Source organism: Flavobacterium aquidurense (genome assembly GCF_002217195.1).
Lineage (GTDB): Bacteria > Bacteroidota > Bacteroidia > Flavobacteriales > Flavobacteriaceae > Flavobacterium > Flavobacterium frigidimaris.
On record NZ_MUGR01000004.1, the window covers coordinates 1 to 18,121 of the forward strand.

Genomic DNA, 18,121 nt, shown 5'->3' on the forward strand with positions numbered 1-18,121 from the left:
GTTGTGAGACAGCTACTTTTCGTTTATTTTTTATTTACATCAGTTTCTGAATAATAATCTCTTCTGTGATTCCTTCAGCGTCTGCTTTGTAGTTCTTAATAATTCGGTGACGTAAAATTCCGGTGGCAACTGCTTTTACATCTTCAATGTCGGGTGAGAATTTACCATTGAAAGCTGCATGTGCTTTTGCAGCCAAAATTAAGTTTTGAGAGGCTCTTGGTCCCGCTCCCCAATCTAAATAATTCTTGACAAACTCATTCGACAAGGCATTATCCGGACGTGTTTTACTTACTAAAGTTACGGCATATTCAATCACATTGTCTGCTACGGGAATTCTGCGAATCAAATGCTGAAAATCAATAATTTCCTGTGCCGTAAACAACGGATTAATTACTGTTTTAGCATCAGACGTGGTACGTTTTACAACTTGCACTTCTTCTTCAAAAGTTGGATATTCTAATTTAATGGCAAACATAAAACGGTCTAATTGCGCTTCTGGCAAAGGATATGTTCCTTCCTGCTCAATTGGGTTTTGGGTTGCCAATACAAAATAAGGCAAATCTAACTTATAGTTTTGTCCTGCAATGGTTACTGAACGCTCCTGCATCGCCTCAAGCAAAGCGGCTTGTGTTTTTGGAGGTGTTCTGTTGATCTCATCCGCCAAAACAATATTAGAAAAAATGGGTCCTTTAATAAATTTAAAATGCCTGTTTTCATCCAGAATTTCACTTCCCAAAATATCTGAAGGCATCAAATCAGGCGTAAACTGAATTCTTTTAAAATCTAATCCTAAGGCTTGCGCCAAAGTATTGATCATTAACGTTTTTGCCAATCCCGGAACACCTATTAAAAGCGCGTGTCCGCCGGAAAATATACAAAGTAAAATTTGATCTACAACTGCATCCTGGCCTACAATGATTTTTGCTATTTCGGTTTTTAATTCATTTCGTTTCTGAACTAAATTATGAATTGCTGCTACGTCAGACATTTAGATATATTTTTAAAATTGAAAAGAGTTAGCTTTATGAATTCATAAAACTAACTCTTTTTATTTATTTAATAAAACTTATTTTTTCAACCAGTTGTATACAAAGTTACAATCTCTGTACTCTCCAATAATTTTGATATAAGTATCTTTTATTTTAGTATCAAACCACTTTGAGATTGTTGTGATTTGTTTTTCTTTCAATGCTAATTCTTTTATTTTAGTATAGTCTTTAGCATAATCAGCAGTATGTGCATCAATTCTGTTGGTAATAGTAATTAACTTATAAGTCTTTTTACCTTTATCGTCTGTGTTCAAAATTGGCTGAGAAATTTCGTTGTCTTTCAAGTTAGAAACCTGGCTGTATAAAGTGGGATCCATTTTAGTCAACTCAAAACGGGTATCCTGAGTATTTGGATTAACTAAAGTTCCTCCGTTTGCTCTGGTTTCTTTTTCGTCTGATTCTGTTCTTGCAGCTTCAGCAAAAGAGATTTCTTTGTTTACTATCTTATTTCTAATATTGGTAATTCTTTCCTTAGCATCTTTTAAAGCATCTTCGGAAACTGTTGGCGAAATTAAAATATGACGCAATTCAACTTCCTGTCCTTTTATTTTATCAACCATTATAATATGATATCCAAAAGTAGTTTCAAAAGGTTCAGAAATCTCTCCTTCACCCAAACTAAAAGCAACGTCTTTAAACTCTTTTACGAAAGGAGTTTTCCTTGTCATCTTATAATATCCACCATTAGGTGCTGATCCCGGGTCTAATGAATACAAAACTGCTTTGGTAGCAAAGCTCGACCCTTCTAAAACATCTTTTCGGATCGCATTTAATCGGTCAATTACTTTTTGCTTATCATCTTTTGAGACTTTAGGTTCTACCACAATTTGTGCTACTTCCATTTCAGCTCCAAAAGTTGGCAATTCATCTTTTGGTATTTTTTTAAAGAAATTACGAACTTCTTCCGGTGTAATTTCTACCGCATCAACAATTTTCTTAGTCATTTCTGATGCCAGTTTTTGCTCTTTTAAAATATCAGAAAAATAGGTTTTAAATTCCTCTACTGAATTCTTTTTATAATAAGCAACCACCTTATTGATGTCTCCTACTTGTTGAATCATATAATTCAATCGGTCATCCATCATACCTCTGACTTCAGCATCACTTACCACAATACTATCCTGAATTGCCTGGTGCGCATATAGTTTATCTTCTAAAAGTTTACCAAGCATCTGGCATCTTGTAATATCTTTTACAGAACCACCTTGCGCTGTAATTTCTAAATAACCTTTATCAATATCTGAATCTAAAACAATATAATCTCCCACATTGGCAATAATACCATCAATTTTTTGCTTCTGTCCAGCTTGTAGTTGAACTGGTTTCTGGATCACAGTATCTTTAATAATTTCCTGAGCCGAAATGATTGAGTTGAAAAAAAATAAAAAACACATTGTCAACACTAATTTGTAATCAATTGTTTTTAACTGTAATTTTTTTAATAACATTATTTTAAATTTAATTTGAATGTAAAGATCTTGCTTTAGAATTTCGTTTTAAACTAAAATCATTTTAAAATGTATTTTCATGGTATTATACTGAAAATACTAAATAATTAAGATCTAGTTCTTTTTAACTTATAACGAACAAAAATAACAATTCAATTACATAATACAACTATCGTCTATACTATTAACAAAAAATTATAGGGATGATATTTAAATTTAATAAAATCATGCTGCAAACAGGGGATTAACTTCTTCAAAAAGACAGGAAACATTGTTGTAGTCCTGACAGAAAATATTTGCTAACAGGAGGCCCAACAAAAAAATTAAACCATTAATATACAGACTAATAAAAAAAGTTATCAAGACTACAACGTTTTCGCCATATAATTACTTTCTTACAGAAACCAATCAAATAAAAAAACACATACTTTAGATTAATAATTGATAATTTATAGCTATTAAAATTGCGAATAGTTCGATTTCAAGCCTAATAAATATCATATTATAAACTTTATTAACTTTAACCACATCTACAGTATGAAAAAACCTATCGTAAAAATTTATTTATGGGCAGCAGTGACATTATTCATGTATTCCTGCACGCAAAACGAAACAAATGAAACGGATTTAAAAGCTGCAAGTCAGCAATTTGAAATTATTAATGTTACGCATCATGACGGAAAACCTTTCGACAGCGGAACTTCCAACTCTTCTCTAACAGGAAAATATGTCGACAATCCCGGTGGCGGAGTAATGATGCAGGCCTTTTATTGGGATGTTCCGGCAGGCGGAACCTGGTGGAACACGGTAAGCAGCAAAGTAACTGCCTGGTCGAATGCCGGAATTGGATCGATATGGTTACCTCCGGCTTCTAAGGCCCAAAACGGCGCTTTCTCTATGGGATATGATCCTACCGATTATTTTGACTTTGGAGATTATAACCAAAATGGTTCTGTAGAAACACGATTTGGTTCAAAAACAGAACTCGTAAGTCTAATTACCAATGCCCATGCCGAAAACATGAAAGTATATGCCGATATCGTAATTAATCATAACAGCGGCGGGCAATCAGAAGCCAATCCGTTTACAGGAACAAATACCTGGACTGATTTCAGCGGAGTCGCTTCTGGAAAATTCAAACGTTCTTATAATGACTTTTACAAAAACAGTTATGGTAATAATGATGAAGGTGCTTTTGGGGGATTTCCGGATTTATGTCATGCAAATCCTTATGTTCAGGATTGGTTATGGTTAAGAGCAGACGGAGTGGGGAAATATTATAAAAATACCATGAAATTTGATGGCTGGAGATTTGACTATGTAAAAGGTTTTGGTGCGTGGGTTGTCAATGCATGGAATGCAAATGTGGGCGGATTTTCTGTAGGTGAATTATGGGATTCTAATGTGAACATACTAAATGACTGGGCCAATAATGCCAACAGTACGGTTTTTGATTTTGCCTGCTACTACAAAATGAATGATGCTTTTGATGGAAATAATCTGGCATTATTAAACGACGACATGATGTGGAAAAGAAATCCATATAAAGCCGTTACGTTTGTTACCAATCATGATACTGATGAGATCTCAAACAAGCTATTAGCCTACTCTTATATTTTAACTCACGAAGGATACCCAACAATATTCTACAGAGATTATGAAGAATGGCTGGATAAAAATAAGTTAAACAATCTGATCTGGATTCACAACAACAAAGCTACAGGTACAACTTCAATTTTATATGCTGATGATGATGAATATATTGCCAGAAGAAATGGGTATAATGGAAACCCCGGATTAGTCGTTTACATCAATAACTCTAACTCCTGGCAAGAAAGATGGATCCAGACCAATTGGGCCAATACTCAAATCAAAGATTTTACAGGAAACTCGAACTGGTCTACCACAACTCAGGCAGACAAATGGGTAAAAATTCAATGTCCGCCCAAAGGATATTCAGTTTGGTCTGTTAACCAATAATTCGAAAAATTATAATTCTAAGGCTGTTCTGATAAAACAGCCTTATTTTTTTTACAGGCAACTGATGTTTAATAAAACGAAAGACTTCCTAATTTAAGAAGTGATTATTTTTATTAAGTCGTAATTAATAGTACTTTTGCAACCTATTTATACGAAATATGAGCTTTTTAAAAGAAATACAACGCAGAAGAACATTTGGAATTATATCGCATCCCGATGCCGGTAAAACAACTTTAACTGAAAAATTATTGTTGTTTGGAGGGGCTATTCAGGAAGCGGGTGCTGTAAAAAACAATAAAATTAAAAAAGGAGCCACGAGTGATTTCATGGAAATCGAACGCCAAAGAGGTATTTCGGTTTCAACCTCTGTACTTGCTTTTAATTATCAAGATAAAAAAATCAACATCCTTGATACACCCGGTCACAAGGATTTTGCCGAAGATACTTTTAGAACTTTAACAGCTGTTGATAGCGTAATTGTAGTGATTGACGTTGCAAAAGGGGTTGAGGAACAAACGGAAAAATTAGTGGCAGTTTGTAGAATGAGAAACATTCCTATGATTGTTTTTATCAATAAACTGGACCGTGAAGGAAAAGATGCTTTTGACTTAATGGATGAAGTAGAACAAAAACTTGGACTAACGGTTACGCCTTTGAGTTTTCCAATTGGTATGGGTTACGACTTTCAGGGAATTTATAATTTGTGGGAGCAAAATATTAATCTTTTCAGCGGGGACAGCCGTAAAAACATCGAAGAAACCATTGCGTTCTCTGATGTACAAAACCCTGAACTAGAAAAAATAATCGGACAAAAACCAGCAGACAGATTACGTGAGGAATTAGAATTAATTGATGAAGTGTATCCAAAATTTGATCGTCAGGATTATTTAGACGGAAAATTACAACCTGTGTTTTTTGGTTCCGCTTTAAATAATTTTGGAGTTCGCGAATTGTTGGATTGTTTCGTATCGATCGCTCCTTCTCCAAGACCAAAAGATTCTGAAACTCGTTTGGTAGATCCGACTGAAGAAAAAATGACTGGTTTTGTTTTTAAAATCCATGCTAATATGGATCCAAAACACAGAGACCGTTTGGCATTTATAAAAATTGTTTCCGGAACTTTTGAAAGAAACAAACCTTATTACCACGTTCGCCAGAAGAAAAATTTAAAATTTTCTAGTCCAAATGCCTTTTTTGCTGAGAAAAAAGAAATTGTAGATATTTCTTATCCAGGTGATATTGTTGGTTTACACGATACCGGAAATTTTAAAATTGGAGATACTTTAACGGAAGGCGAGATTATGAGTTTCAAAGGAATTCCGAGTTTCTCTCCGGAACACTTTAGATACATCAACAATGCTGATCCTATGAAAGCCAAGCAACTGGACAAAGGGATCGATCAGTTAATGGATGAAGGTGTTGCTCAGTTGTTTACCTTAGAAATGAACAACCGTAAAATAATCGGAACTGTTGGTGCACTGCAATATGAAGTTATCCAATACCGACTAGAACATGAATATGGTGCAAAATGTACTTACGAAAACTTCCCTGTTCATAAAGCTTGCTGGGTAAAACCTGATGATGCCAAAAATAATGAATTCAAGGAATTCAAACGTATTAAACAGAAATTCCTGGCTCATGATAAATACGGTCAATTGGTATTTCTGGCTGATTCTGATTTTACAATTCAAATGACTCAAAGTAAATATCCTAGCGTGAAACTATTCTTTACTTCTGAATTCGATTAATATTTTCTTTAAAAGAAAAACACATAAAAAAGCTGTCTAAAATAATTTTAGACAGCCTTTTTATTTTATTCAATTTCAAAAATATTACTTATAATTAATCCCTAATCCTCCGGCAATCATAATTCTGGTAAGTTCCCCTTCCCCAACAATTATATCTTGTCGCAAAACATTATTCTTAACGGATTCTATAGCAAAAGGTATTTCTTTTGAAAGATAATAATCATCTCCTGTAATCGTAACTATCAGACTTTTGCTGCTTTTTAAAACTTTTGCAGAAATAGAAAACTCACCAGTTTTAGAATTTATTCTAAATATCTTTTCTGAATCATTAATTGTAAGTCCTAAATTTGGGTAGTTTTTACGCGAAAATGGTTTATTTGTTGTAGCATTTAATAGTTTCCCTTTAATGGTTATCAGGAGTTCCTGCTTTACGTTCTGATTATAGGCAACTTTACCCATTAAATAATTGCTTGGTTTTGGACAGCTTATTTCAGTTTTAACAGCTGCTTTTTCTTGTCCAGAAACATTTGATGCTAATAAAAGTGATGCGGCCACTGCTGCATATTTAAGATTACTAATTTTAGAAATTTCATTATATTCAAACTCCTGATCTAATTGTGTCACTCTCAAACGGGCACAAATATTTTGGTCTTTAGTTTCTGCAATAAATTTAGCCACATCATGATTGGATTTCTTACTCAAATCGATTACATTTTTCGCACATGAATTACAAAATGAGCCGGTTGCATTAGGAACCATTTTATTAAAATTTTCAGAACAAGGGCTTGCTATTTCTAAGGTGAATTTCTTTTTCATATTGTACTTTTTTAAGTTAAGATCTTTCGAAGATGCTCATTACTTATATAGAGTACATTTTCTATAAAAAGGTTGGAAAGCCTATAAATTAATTTAAATCTATTCACTCCTATTTCAGCATTACACAAGCGCGCATAAAAAAAGCGCTAATTTATCATTAGCGCTTTTTTTTAATTTGAATTAAACCAACCTTTACTAAGTTATTATATTCCAAAAATTAATCCTTTTTTAGAAGGAGCAACCAATTTAGCATAATAGATTCAAAACTTGAAATTTAGTCGACGAAAGCAAAACTAAATCGGTTGAAATACATTTTACGCTTTAATTTGAATTATAAAAAAAAAGCCCCATTAAAAAATTAATGGGGCTTTCTGATTTTATGCTTGTCCTGCCGGACCAAAATTAAGCGGTATTGGCGCTTGTTCTGTCTCTTTGATTTCGCCATGAGCGGCTTCAAAGCGATGAATATTTTCACCAATTGCTTTTAATAATCTTTTAGCATGTTGTGGCGTCAAGACAATTCTTGACTTTACCTTGGCTTTAGGAATACCTGGCATAATACTCACAAAATCTAAAACAAATTCTGATGATGAGTGGTTGATAATAGCAAGATTAGAATAAATTCCTTCTGCAATAGTTTCGTCTAACTCAATATTAATTTGCTCCTGTTGTTGTTTCGGATTACTCATAGTTTCCTAATTAATAGATATATTCTTCTTTATTAGCCATCATTTCATTGTAATCGTCTTTAGAACCTACGATAGTGTTATCGTATTCTCTCATACCAGTTCCCGCAGGAATTCTGTGTCCAACAATTACATTTTCTTTCAATCCTTCCAGATTATCTACTTTACCAGCTACAGCAGCTTCGTTAAGTACTTTTGTTGTTTCCTGGAATGACGCAGCAGAGATGAATGATTTAGTTTGTAACGAAGCTCTTGTAATACCTTGTAAAACTGGCGTTGCAGTTGCAGTAATTACGTCTCTTGCTACCACTAGATTTTTATCATTACGTTTAAGCAATGAATTTTCATCACGTAAATCACGAGGAGAAATAATCTGACCTGGTTTCAATACCGCAGAGTCTCCAGAATCTTCAACTACTTTCATACCGTATAATTTATCGTTTTGAACGATGAAATCTTTAGTGTGAATCAATTGATCTTCTAGGAATAATGTATCTCCCGGATCCTGAACTCTTACTTTACGCATCATTTGACGAATAACTACCTCAAAGTGCTTGTCATTAATTTTTACCCCTTGTAAACGGTATACCTCCTGAATTTCATTTACCAAGTACTGTTGAACAGCAGCCGGTCCCTGAATTCTTAAAATATCATCCGGTGTAATTGCACCGTCAGACAATGGTACTCCTGCTCTTACGAAGTCATTTTCCTGTACTAAGATTTGGCTTGAAAGTTTAACTAAATACTTTTTAATCTCACCAAATTTAGATTCGATAACAATTTCACGGTTACCTCTTTTGATTTTTCCAAAAGAAACAACACCGTCAATTTCAGAAACAACCGCTGGGTTTGAAGGGTTACGAGCCTCAAGCAACTCAGTAATTCTTGGTAAACCTCCCGTGATATCGCCCGCTTTAGAAGAACGACGTGGAATTTTAACCAATACTTTACCTGCTTTAATTTTCTCACCGTTCTCAACCATAAGGTGGGCTCCTACTGGTAAGTTATACGAACGAATCAATTCTCCTTCTTTACCGTAAACCAATAAAGTTGGGATTAATTTTTTATTTCTTGCTTCAGAAATTACTTTTTCCTGGAATCCTGTCTGCTCATCGATCTCCACCATGAACGATTGTCCTTGCTCTAAATCCTCGTAAGCAATCTTACCAGTAAATTCAGAAACAATTACACCATTATATGGATCCCACTTACAGATCACAGATCCTTTAGTAACTACTTCACCGTCCTTCACGAAAATACTAGATCCGTAAGGAATATTGTGTGTATTTAAAACGATTCCAGTTTTCTCATCAACTAATTTTAATTCAGTTGAACGTGATACTACGATATCTACCGCATTACCTTCACTGTCCTCACCTTTTACAGTTTTTAAATCTTCAATCTCAAGTCTACCGTTGAATCTTGTAACAATACTAGATTCTTCAGAAATACCTCCAGCAACCCCTCCAACGTGGAACGTACGAAGTGTTAACTGTGTACCTGGCTCTCCAATAGACTGAGCTGCAATAACTCCGACAGCTTCACCTCTTTGTGTCATTTTTCCAGTAGCTAAGTTTCTACCGTAACATTTAGCACAAATACCTTTTAAAGCCTCACAAGTTAATGGAGATCTAACTTCTACTCTTTCAATCGGAGAAGCTTCGATAACTCTCATGATTGCTTCAGTAATTTGTTGTCCGGACTCAACCAGAACTTCATTAGTAAGAGGATTAATAACATCTTGCAATGCAACACGTCCTAAAATTCTTTCTCCTAAAGATTCAACAATTTCCTCATTTTTCTTCAAAGCAGAAACTTCAACACCTCTAAGAGTACCACAATCTTCGATGTTTACAATAACATCTTGTGATACGTCATGAAGCCTTCTTGTCAAGTATCCGGCATCGGCAGTTTTAAGAGCCGTATCCGCAAGTCCTTTACGAGCACCGTGAGTAGAGATAAAGTACTCAAGGATCGAAAGACCTTCCTTAAAGTTAGAAAGAATCGGGTTTTCAATAATTTCACCACCACCGGCAGTAGATTTTTTAGGCTTAGCCATCAAACCACGCATACCAGTTAACTGACGAATCTGTTCCTTAGAACCCCTCGCCCCAGAATCAAGCATCATATATACAGAGTTGAAACCTTGTTGGTCTTCTCTAATATTTTTCATTGCTAATTCTGTTAACTGAGCATTTGCTGAAGTCCAAACATCAATAACCTGGTTGTAACGCTCGTTATTGGTAATAAGACCCATGTTATAATTCACAGAAATACCTTCAACTTGCTCTCTGGCATCTGCAATTAATTTTGTTTTTTGCTCTGGAATTCTAATATCACCTAAAGAGAATGATAAACCTCCTCTAAATGCGAATTTATACCCCATATCTTTCATATTGTCTAAGAAAGCTGCAGTAGTAGGTACATCAGTCACACTTAAAATGTGTCCAATAATATCTCTAAGGTTTTTCTTAGTCAATACATCATTAATGTATCCAGCTTTTTCAGGTACTACTTCGTTAAACAATACACGTCCAGCAGTTGTTTGAATAATTTTGAATACTAATTCTCCAGCTTCATTAAAATCTTTTGCTCTGATTCTTACACGAGCATTCAATTCTAATCTTCCTTCGTTTAATGCAATGTTTACTTCTTCAGCAGAATAGAACGTTAAGTCCTGACCTAAAATTATGTGTTCTGGTGTAGAGATACGTTCTTTGGTCATATAATATAGACCCAAGACCATATCCTGAGAAGGTACAGTAATTGGCGCACCGTTTGCAGGGTTAAGGATATTGTGAGAAGCCAACATTAATAATTGTGCCTCTAAAATAGCCTCTGGTCCTAATGGCAAGTGAACTGCCATCTGATCCCCATCAAAATCGGCGTTGAAAGCCGTACATACTAATGGGTGTAACTGGATCGCTTTTCCTTCAATTAATTTTGGCTGGAAAGCCTGAATACCAAGTCTGTGTAACGTAGGAGCACGGTTAAGTAATACCGGGTGACCTTTGATTACATTTTCAAGGATATCCCAAACTACAGGCTCTTTTTTGTCTATAATTTTCTTTGCAGATTTTACTGTTTTAACAATACCTCTTTCAATCAATTTACGGATAACGAAAGGTTTGTATAACTCAGATGCCATATCTTTTGGCAATCCACATTCGAATAATTTTAATTCAGGTCCCACAACAATTACCGAACGAGCAGAATAATCCACACGTTTTCCAAGTAAGTTTTGACGGAAACGTCCTTGCTTACCTTTTAGGGAATCAGATAATGATTTTAATGGTCTGTTAGATTCTGTTTTAACAGCAGAAGCTTTACGAGTGTTATCAAATAATGAATCTACAGATTCCTGTAACATACGTTTTTCGTTTCTTAAGATAACTTCAGGAGCTTTAATCTCCATTAATCTTTTCAAACGGTTGTTACGGATGATTACACGACGGTATAAATCATTCAAATCTGAAGTTGCAAAACGACCTCCATCAAGCGGTACAAGCGGACGTAATTCTGGTGGAATAACCGGAACCACTTTCATAATCATCCACTCAGGACGATTTTCGCGGTTTAAGTTAGACTCACGGAATGATTCAACAACTTGTAATCTTTTCAACGCTTCAGTTTTACGTTGTTTAGATGTTTCATTATTAGCACTGTGTCTCAATTGGTAAGATAACTCATCTAAATCGATACGCGCTAATAAATCCATAATACATTCTGCTCCCATTTTGGCAACAAATTTATTAGGATCCATATCATCTAAATATTGATTTTCCTGTGGAAGAGTATCTAAAATATTCAAATATTCTTCTTCAGTTAAGAAATCTAATCTTTGTAATGATTCTCCATCTGCATTTTTAGCAATACCAGCCTGAATTACTACATATCTTTCGTAGTAAATGATCATGTCTAATTTCTTAGATGGAAGACCAAGGATATAACCAATTTTGTTTGGAAGAGAACGGAAATACCAAATGTGAGCAATTGGCACAACAAGGTTGATGTGTCCAACTCTGTCACGACGTACTTTTTTCTCCGTAACTTCAACACCACAACGGTCACAGATGATACCTTTGTAACGAATTCTTTTATATTTACCACAAGCACATTCAAAATCCTTTACAGGTCCGAAGATTCTTTCACAGAAAAGTCCGTCACGTTCTGGTTTGTGTGTTCTGTAGTTAATAGTTTCTGGTTTCAAAACCTCTCCTCTTGATTCTTTCAAGATAGATTCAGGTGAAGCCAATCCAATAGAGATTTTGTTAAATCTTTTTACCGGATTTTTATCTTTATTATTATTTCTATTATTCATCATAGTTTTTACTATTGATTTATCTGCAATTAAAAAATTGATTTTATTTTAGTCTAAAGTCAAATGTCATAAAGTTTATAAAGTCACTATTGACTTTATACTTTGGACTTTCAAACTTTCGACTCAAACACTACCTCGGATTACTTCTCTAAACTTCAAACTAAATTTTGAAGTGCTAATTATAAAACTTTTCAGGTTTAAATAAAAAATCGGAACGGGTTACGGGTATAAATCCTAAAAACTTTTATAAATGAGTAATCAGTTTTCAGATATTACTATCCGAAAACTGAAAACTACCTAATACTTATTATTCTTCTAAACGAATGTCAAGTCCAAGACCTTTCAATTCATGCATTAATACATTGAATGATTCTGGTAATCCTGGTTCTGGCATAGACTCACCCTTAACGATAGCTTCGTAAGTTTTAGCTCTACCAATAACGTCATCCGATTTAACTGTCAAGATTTCACGTAGCGTACTTGATGCTCCATAAGCTTCAAGTGCCCAAACCTCCATCTCTCCAAAACGCTGACCTCCAAATTGAGCTTTACCTCCAAGTGGCTGTTGAGTGATCAACGAGTATGGTCCGATAGAACGTGCGTGCATCTTATCATCAACCATGTGTCCTAATTTAAGCATGTAAATTACACCCACAGTTGCAGCTTGATGGAAACGCTCTCCAGTACCACCATCATAAAGGTGTGTATGTCCGAAACGTGGTACTCCAGCTTCATCAGTCAAAGCATTGATTTGGTCTAAAGAAGCACCATCAAAAATTGGAGTAGCGAATTTTCTACCTAAATTTTGACCAGCCCATCCAAGAACAGTCTCATAAATCTGACCAATGTTCATACGTGAAGGTACCCCAAGTGGATTCAATACGATATCTACCGGTGTTCCATCTTCAAGGAAAGGCATATCTTCATGACGAACGATTCTTGCAACAATACCTTTGTTACCGTGACGTCCTGCCATTTTATCCCCTACTTTCAGTTTACGTTTTTTAGCGATATAAATTTTCGCTAATTTCAAGATTCCAGATGGTAATTCATCCCCAACTGTAATAGTGAATTTTTCTCTTCTTAAAGCTCCTTGTAAGTCGTTTAGCTTAATTTTATAGTTATGAATTAAATCATTAACCATTTTATTAGTAGCATCATCAGCAACCCATTGACCTTTGCTTAAGTGAGCGAAATCTTCTACTGCGTAAAGCATTTTCTGAGTATATTTTTTACCTTTTGGTAAAACTTCTTCACCCAAATCATTCATTACACCCTGAGATGTTTTTCCGTTTACGATCAGGAATAATTTTTCAACCAATCTGTCTTTCAATTCAACAAATTTAGTTTCAAACTCCATTTCTAAAGCGCCTAAAGCATCTTTATCCTGAGTACGTTTACGTTTATCTTTTACGGCTCTTGCAAATAATTTTTTATCAAGAACTACACCGTGTAAAGATGGAGAGGCTTTTAATGAAGCATCTTTTACATCTCCTGCTTTATCCCCAAAGATTGCACGAAGCAATTTTTCTTCTGGAGTAGGATCTGATTCTCCTTTTGGTGTAATTTTTCCGATTAGAATGTCGCCAGGTTTAACCTCTGCTCCAATTCTGATCATACCGTTTTCATCTAAATCTTTAGTAGCTTCTTCAGAAACGTTAGGAATATCGTTTGTTAACTCTTCATTTCCTAACTTAGTATCTCTAACCTCTAATGAATAATCATCAACGTGGATAGAAGTAAAAATATCATCACGAACTACTTTTTCAGAAATTACAATCGCATCCTCAAAGTTATATCCTTTCCATGGCATGAACGCAACTTTTAAGTTTCTACCTAAAGCTAATTCACCATTTTGAGTAGCATATCCTTCTGATAATACTTGTCCAAGAATAACTCTGTCACCTTTTCTTACGATTGGTTTCAAGTTGATACTTGTACCTTGATTGGTTTTTCTAAATTTAATTAAGTTGTATGTTTTTTCATCAGCATCAAAACTAACCATTCTTTCATCTTCAGTACGGTCGTATTTGATAGTAATGATGTTTGCATCAACATATTCTACAGTTCCATCTCCTTCAGCATTAATCAATACTCTGGAATCTGAAGCTACCTGACGCTCTAAACCTGTACCAACAATTGGTGCTTCCGGACGGATCAAAGGAACCGCCTGACGCATCATGTTAGATCCCATCAAGGCTCTATTCGCATCATCATGTTCCAGGAAAGGAATCAATGAAGCCGAGATAGAAGCAATCTGGTTAGGAGCAACGTCTGTATAGTGTACAGCAGATGGCTCAACAACCGGGAAGTCACCTTCCTCACGAGCAATAACATTAGTTGCCGTAATTTTACCAGTCTCATCCATTTCAATGTTTGCCTGAGCAATCATTTTTCCTTCTTCTTCTTCAGCACTTAAATAGATAGGTGTACTTTCTAAATCTACTACACCATCTGTAACTTTACGGTATGGAGTTTCGATGAAACCCATTCCGTTAACTTTTGCATAAACACCAAGAGATGAAATCAAACCAATGTTTGGTCCCTCTGGAGTTTCAATCGGACATAAACGACCATAGTGTGTATAGTGAACGTCACGAACCTCAAATCCAGCTCTCTCTCTCGAAAGTCCACCAGGTCCAAGGGCAGAAAGTCTTCTCTTGTGCGTAATCTCAGCCAATGGATTCGTTTGGTCCATAAATTGAGATAACTGGTTCGTACCAAAGAAAGAGTTGATAACCGATGATAATGTTTTAGCATTAATCAAATCGATTGGTGTAAACACCTCGTTATCTCTAACGTTCATTCTCTCACGAATAGTTCTGGCCATACGTGCTAAACCAACACCGAATTGTTGAGACAATTGTTCTCCAACTGTTCTAACACGACGGTTTGATAAGTGATCAATATCATCAATCTCTGCTTTAGAGTTGATCAATTCGATCAAATATTTTACAATGGTAATGATATCTTCTTTGGTAAGCACTTGCTTTTCCATTGGGATATCTAAACCAAGTTTTTTGTTCATTCTGTAACGACCAACTTCACCTAAGTTATAACGTTGATCAGAGAAGAACAATTTATCGATAATACCACGAGCAGTTTCTTCATCAGGCGGTTCTGCGTTACGCAATTGTCTGTAGATATGCTCAACAGCTTCTTTTTCAGAGTTTGTTGGATCTTTTTGTAACGTGTTGTGGATAATAGCATAATCTGCCTGGTTATTATCCTCTTTGTGCAACAAAATAGATTTTACATTAGAATCGATGATTTCTTCAACATTATCTTTGTCGATAATTGTATCTCTATCAAGGATGATTTCGTTACGTTCGATAGAAACTACCTCACCGGTATCTTCATCAACGAAATCCTCGTGCCAAGTGTTCAATACACGTGCAGCAAGTCTTCTTCCAATATATTTTTTAATACCTGTTTTAGAAACTTTAATTTCTTCAGCTAAGTCGAAAATTTCAAGGATATCCTTATCTCTTTCGAACCCGATTGCACGGAATAAAGTTGTAACCGGTAATTTTTTCTTTCTATCGATATAAGCGTACATAACGCTGTTGATATCTGTAGAAAATTCTATCCAAGAACCTTTAAAAGGAATTACTCTGGCAGAATAAAGTTTTGTACCATTTGCATGGAATGATTGACCAAAGAAAACACCAGGAGAACGGTGTAGTTGAGATACTACTACACGCTCAGCACCATTGATAACAAAAGTACCGCTTGGAGTCATATAAGGTATTGTTCCAAGATAAACATCTTGTACAATAGTTTCAAAATCTTCGTGTTCTGGATCTGTACAGTATAGTTTTAACCTGGCTTTTAAAGGCACACTATACGTAAGACCTCTCTCTATACATTCTTGAATTGTATAACGTGGCGGATCAACAAAATAATCTAGGAACTCCAATACAAAGTTGTTTCTTGTATCTGTGATTGGAAAGTTTTCCATGAAGGTGTTGTACAACCCTTCGTTGCCTCTTTCGTCAGATTTAGTTTCTAATTGAAAAAAATCTTTAAAAGATTTAACCTGAACATCCAGGAAATCCGGATAATCAGGAATATTTTTTGTAGAGGCAAAATTCAATCTTTCAGTCTGATTTGTTATCATCAATGGACAAAATTTTGATTAAAAAAAAGTAATTTTTTGTGTAAAAACACAATGTTTAATGGATACCTTCTTTTTGTAATCAGTACATCTTTAAAAATAACCCGATAAAAATGGCTTAATTTTTTTTCTTCGTACTGATCAAAAACTTTTTCGTATTTTAAACTATTTGATAATAAAACTTGATATATTTTATTATACGAAAAATGGTTTAGGCCATTGAGTGTTAACTCAAGACCTAAACCTAGTTCTTAAAACCGAGTAAACTTATTTAAGTTCAACTACAGCTCCAGCTTCTTCTAATGATTTTTTAAGACCTTCAGCCTCTTCTTTAGAAACACCTTCTTTAACGTTACTTGGAGCACCGTCAACTACATCTTTAGCTTCTTTAAGACCTAAACCTGTAAGTTCTTTTACTAATTTTACAACTGCTAATTTAGAAGCACCAGCTTCTTTTAATACAACTGTAAATTCAGTTTGTGCTTCTTCAGCAGCACCTTCTCCACCACCAGCAGCAACTACAACAGCTGCAGCAGCAGGCTCGATACCATACTCGTCTTTTAATATTGTTGCTAATTCGTTAACTTCTTTAACTGTTAAGTTAACTAATTGTTCTGCGAATTGTTTCAAATCTGCCATTTTTTCTATCGTTTAAAATGATTTGTAAAATATAATTTATTTATTGTGCGCTATTTAAGCAGCAAGGAAATAAAATTTCCCGCATTTGTTATTATGCCTCAGTCTCTTCGCTATTAGCGAATTGATTCTGTAAAGCAGAGATAACTCTTTGTGCTGGTGATTGCAATAATCCAATAAGTTCTCCAAGAAGCTCTTCTTTAGATTTAATAGTTGCTAATGCATCTAATTGATCATCTCCAATATAAACCTCAGAATTAATATAAGCTCCTTTTAATACAGGTTTAGCCGATTTTTTTCTGAAATCTTTAATTATTTTTCCAGGTGCATTTGCAACATCTGAAATAAATATAGCACTATTACCAGTCAATACTGAAGGTAAATCACCATAGTCATTAGCAGAAGCTTCCATTGCTTTTGCAAGCAAAGTGTTTTTTACAACCTCTAATTTAATACCTGCTTTATAGCAAGCTCTTCTTAAGCTTGAAGTTGTTTCTGCATTTAATCCAGAAATATCAGATACATAAATAATATTTGTACCAGCTAACTGTGCAGTTAAATCTTCAATCGCGATTGATTTTTCTTCTCTAGTCATACTAAAAATTATTAACTACCAATTATACTGCTTTAGGGTCCAATGCAATTGCAGGACTCATAGTGCTTGTAAGGTGAATACCTTTAATATAGGTACCTTTAGCAGCAGTTGGTTTAAGTTTGATTAATGTTTGAATAATTTCGTGTGCATTGTCATAAATTTGCTCAGCTCCAAAAGAAACTTTACCAATTCCTGCATGTACGATACCAGTTTTATCAACTTTAAAGTCAATTTTACCAGCTTTTACCTCTGCAACAGCTTTAGCAACATCCATAGTTACTGTACCTGTTTTAGGGTTTGGCATTAAACCTCTAGGTCCTAAAATACGACCTAATGGACCTAATTTACCCATAACAGCTGGCATAGTGATGATAACATCAACATCTGTCCAACCATCTTTAATTTTTTGTAAGTAATCATCAAGACCAACGTAGTCAGCCCCAGCTTCTTTAGCTTCCGCTTCTTTATCTGGAGTAACCAATGCTAATACTTTAACGTCTTTACCAGTTCCGTGAGGTAATGTAACTACACCTCTAACCATTTGATTCGCTTTTCTTGGATCTACACCCAAACGAACTGCGATATCAACAGACTCATCAAATTTTGCAGAAGCTATAACTTTAATTAATGCAGCTGCATCTTTTAAAGAGTATAGTTTGTTCTTTTCAATTTTTGAAGCAGCCTCTTTTTGCTTTTTTGTTAATTTTGCCATTTCTTTCTCTTAA

Annotated in this window: 11 protein-coding genes; 2 read left to right on the plus strand and 9 right to left on the minus strand. The window is 34.9% G+C overall.

Going from position 1 to position 18,121, the window contains the following annotated elements:
• Positions 1-34 precede the first annotated feature (34 nt).
• Positions 35-988 carry an AAA family ATPase gene (locus B0A67_RS02555; RefSeq protein WP_072959392.1) on the minus strand — a complete coding sequence of 318 codons (954 nt, stop codon included), beginning with the start codon at positions 986-988 and terminating at the stop codon, positions 35-37.
• Between the two features lie 78 nt (positions 989-1,066).
• Positions 1,067-2,497, minus strand: coding sequence for a peptidylprolyl isomerase (locus B0A67_RS02560; RefSeq protein WP_072959395.1), 1,431 nt, complete (start codon positions 2,495-2,497; stop codon positions 1,067-1,069).
• Positions 2,498-3,034: 537 nt separating this feature from the next.
• On the opposite strand from B0A67_RS02560, the gene B0A67_RS02565 reads away from it, so the two are divergent.
• Both B0A67_RS02565 and B0A67_RS02570 read left to right on the plus strand, forming a co-directional pair.
• Positions 3,035-4,477 carry an alpha-amylase gene (locus tag B0A67_RS02565; RefSeq protein ID WP_072959398.1) on the plus strand — a complete coding sequence of 481 codons (1,443 nt, stop codon included), beginning with the start codon at positions 3,035-3,037 and terminating at the stop codon, positions 4,475-4,477.
• A 158-nt stretch (positions 4,478-4,635) separates the two neighbouring features.
• Positions 4,636-6,225: a peptide chain release factor 3 gene (locus B0A67_RS02570; protein ID WP_072959401.1), complete on the plus strand. Its 1,590-nt coding sequence runs from the start codon at positions 4,636-4,638 to the stop codon at positions 6,223-6,225.
• Between the two features lie 84 nt (positions 6,226-6,309).
• On the opposite strand, the gene B0A67_RS02575 is transcribed toward B0A67_RS02570, so the two are convergent.
• The 7 genes from B0A67_RS02575 to rplA form a co-directional block, all read right to left on the minus strand.
• On the minus strand, positions 6,310-7,041 hold the full coding sequence (locus B0A67_RS02575) for a hypothetical protein (protein WP_072959404.1): 732 nt from the start codon (positions 7,039-7,041) through the stop codon (positions 6,310-6,312).
• 377 nt (positions 7,042-7,418) lie between these two features.
• Entirely contained in the window at positions 7,419-7,730 is a 312-nt protein-coding gene (locus B0A67_RS02580; protein ID WP_072959407.1) for a DUF3467 domain-containing protein, read from the minus strand.
• A 10-nt stretch (positions 7,731-7,740) separates the two neighbouring features.
• Positions 7,741-12,051: a DNA-directed RNA polymerase subunit beta' gene (gene rpoC / locus B0A67_RS02585; protein WP_072959411.1), complete on the minus strand. Its 4,311-nt coding sequence runs from the start codon at positions 12,049-12,051 to the stop codon at positions 7,741-7,743.
• A 304-nt stretch (positions 12,052-12,355) separates the two neighbouring features.
• Positions 12,356-16,168 (minus strand): DNA-directed RNA polymerase subunit beta, encoded by a 3,813-nt coding sequence (gene rpoB, locus B0A67_RS02590; protein ID WP_072959414.1) that lies wholly within the window; start codon positions 16,166-16,168, stop codon positions 12,356-12,358.
• 264 nt (positions 16,169-16,432) lie between these two features.
• On the minus strand, positions 16,433-16,804 hold the full coding sequence (rplL, locus tag B0A67_RS02595) for a 50S ribosomal protein L7/L12 (RefSeq protein WP_007807437.1): 372 nt from the start codon (positions 16,802-16,804) through the stop codon (positions 16,433-16,435).
• A gap of 91 nt (positions 16,805-16,895) precedes the next feature.
• Positions 16,896-17,396 carry a 50S ribosomal protein L10 gene (gene rplJ, locus B0A67_RS02600; protein WP_072959417.1) on the minus strand — a complete coding sequence of 167 codons (501 nt, stop codon included), beginning with the start codon at positions 17,394-17,396 and terminating at the stop codon, positions 16,896-16,898.
• A gap of 22 nt (positions 17,397-17,418) precedes the next feature.
• Positions 17,419-18,108, minus strand: coding sequence for a 50S ribosomal protein L1 (gene rplA, locus B0A67_RS02605; protein WP_007807440.1), 690 nt, complete (start codon positions 18,106-18,108; stop codon positions 17,419-17,421).
• Between the last annotated feature and the right edge of the window lie 13 nt (positions 18,109-18,121).

Bases quoted from the DNA above. Each gene is read 5' to 3' on its own strand.
- B0A67_RS02560 (WP_072959395.1), bottom strand. From the start codon at position 2,497: ATGTTATTAAAAAAATTACAGTTAAAAACAATTGATTACAAATTAGTG.
- B0A67_RS02570 (WP_072959401.1), top strand. From the start codon at position 4,636: ATGAGCTTTTTAAAAGAAATACAACGCAGAAGAACATTTGGAATTATA.
- B0A67_RS02555 (WP_072959392.1), bottom strand. From the start codon at position 988: ATGTCTGACGTAGCAGCAATTCATAATTTAGTTCAGAAACGAAATGAA.
- rplL (WP_007807437.1), bottom strand. From the start codon at position 16,804: ATGGCAGATTTGAAACAATTCGCAGAACAATTAGTTAACTTAACAGTT.
- rplA (WP_007807440.1), bottom strand. From the start codon at position 18,108: ATGGCAAAATTAACAAAAAAGCAAAAAGAGGCTGCTTCAAAAATTGAA.
- rplJ (WP_072959417.1), bottom strand. From the start codon at position 17,396: ATGACTAGAGAAGAAAAATCAATCGCGATTGAAGATTTAACTGCACAG.
- B0A67_RS02580 (WP_072959407.1), bottom strand. From the start codon at position 7,730: ATGAGTAATCCGAAACAACAACAGGAGCAAATTAATATTGAGTTAGAC.
- rpoB (WP_072959414.1), bottom strand. From the start codon at position 16,168: ATGATAACAAATCAGACTGAAAGATTGAATTTTGCCTCTACAAAAAAT.
- rpoC (WP_072959411.1), bottom strand. From the start codon at position 12,051: ATGATGAATAATAGAAATAATAATAAAGATAAAAATCCGGTAAAAAGA.
- B0A67_RS02565 (WP_072959398.1), top strand. From the start codon at position 3,035: ATGAAAAAACCTATCGTAAAAATTTATTTATGGGCAGCAGTGACATTA.
- B0A67_RS02575 (WP_072959404.1), bottom strand. From the start codon at position 7,041: ATGAAAAAGAAATTCACCTTAGAAATAGCAAGCCCTTGTTCTGAAAAT.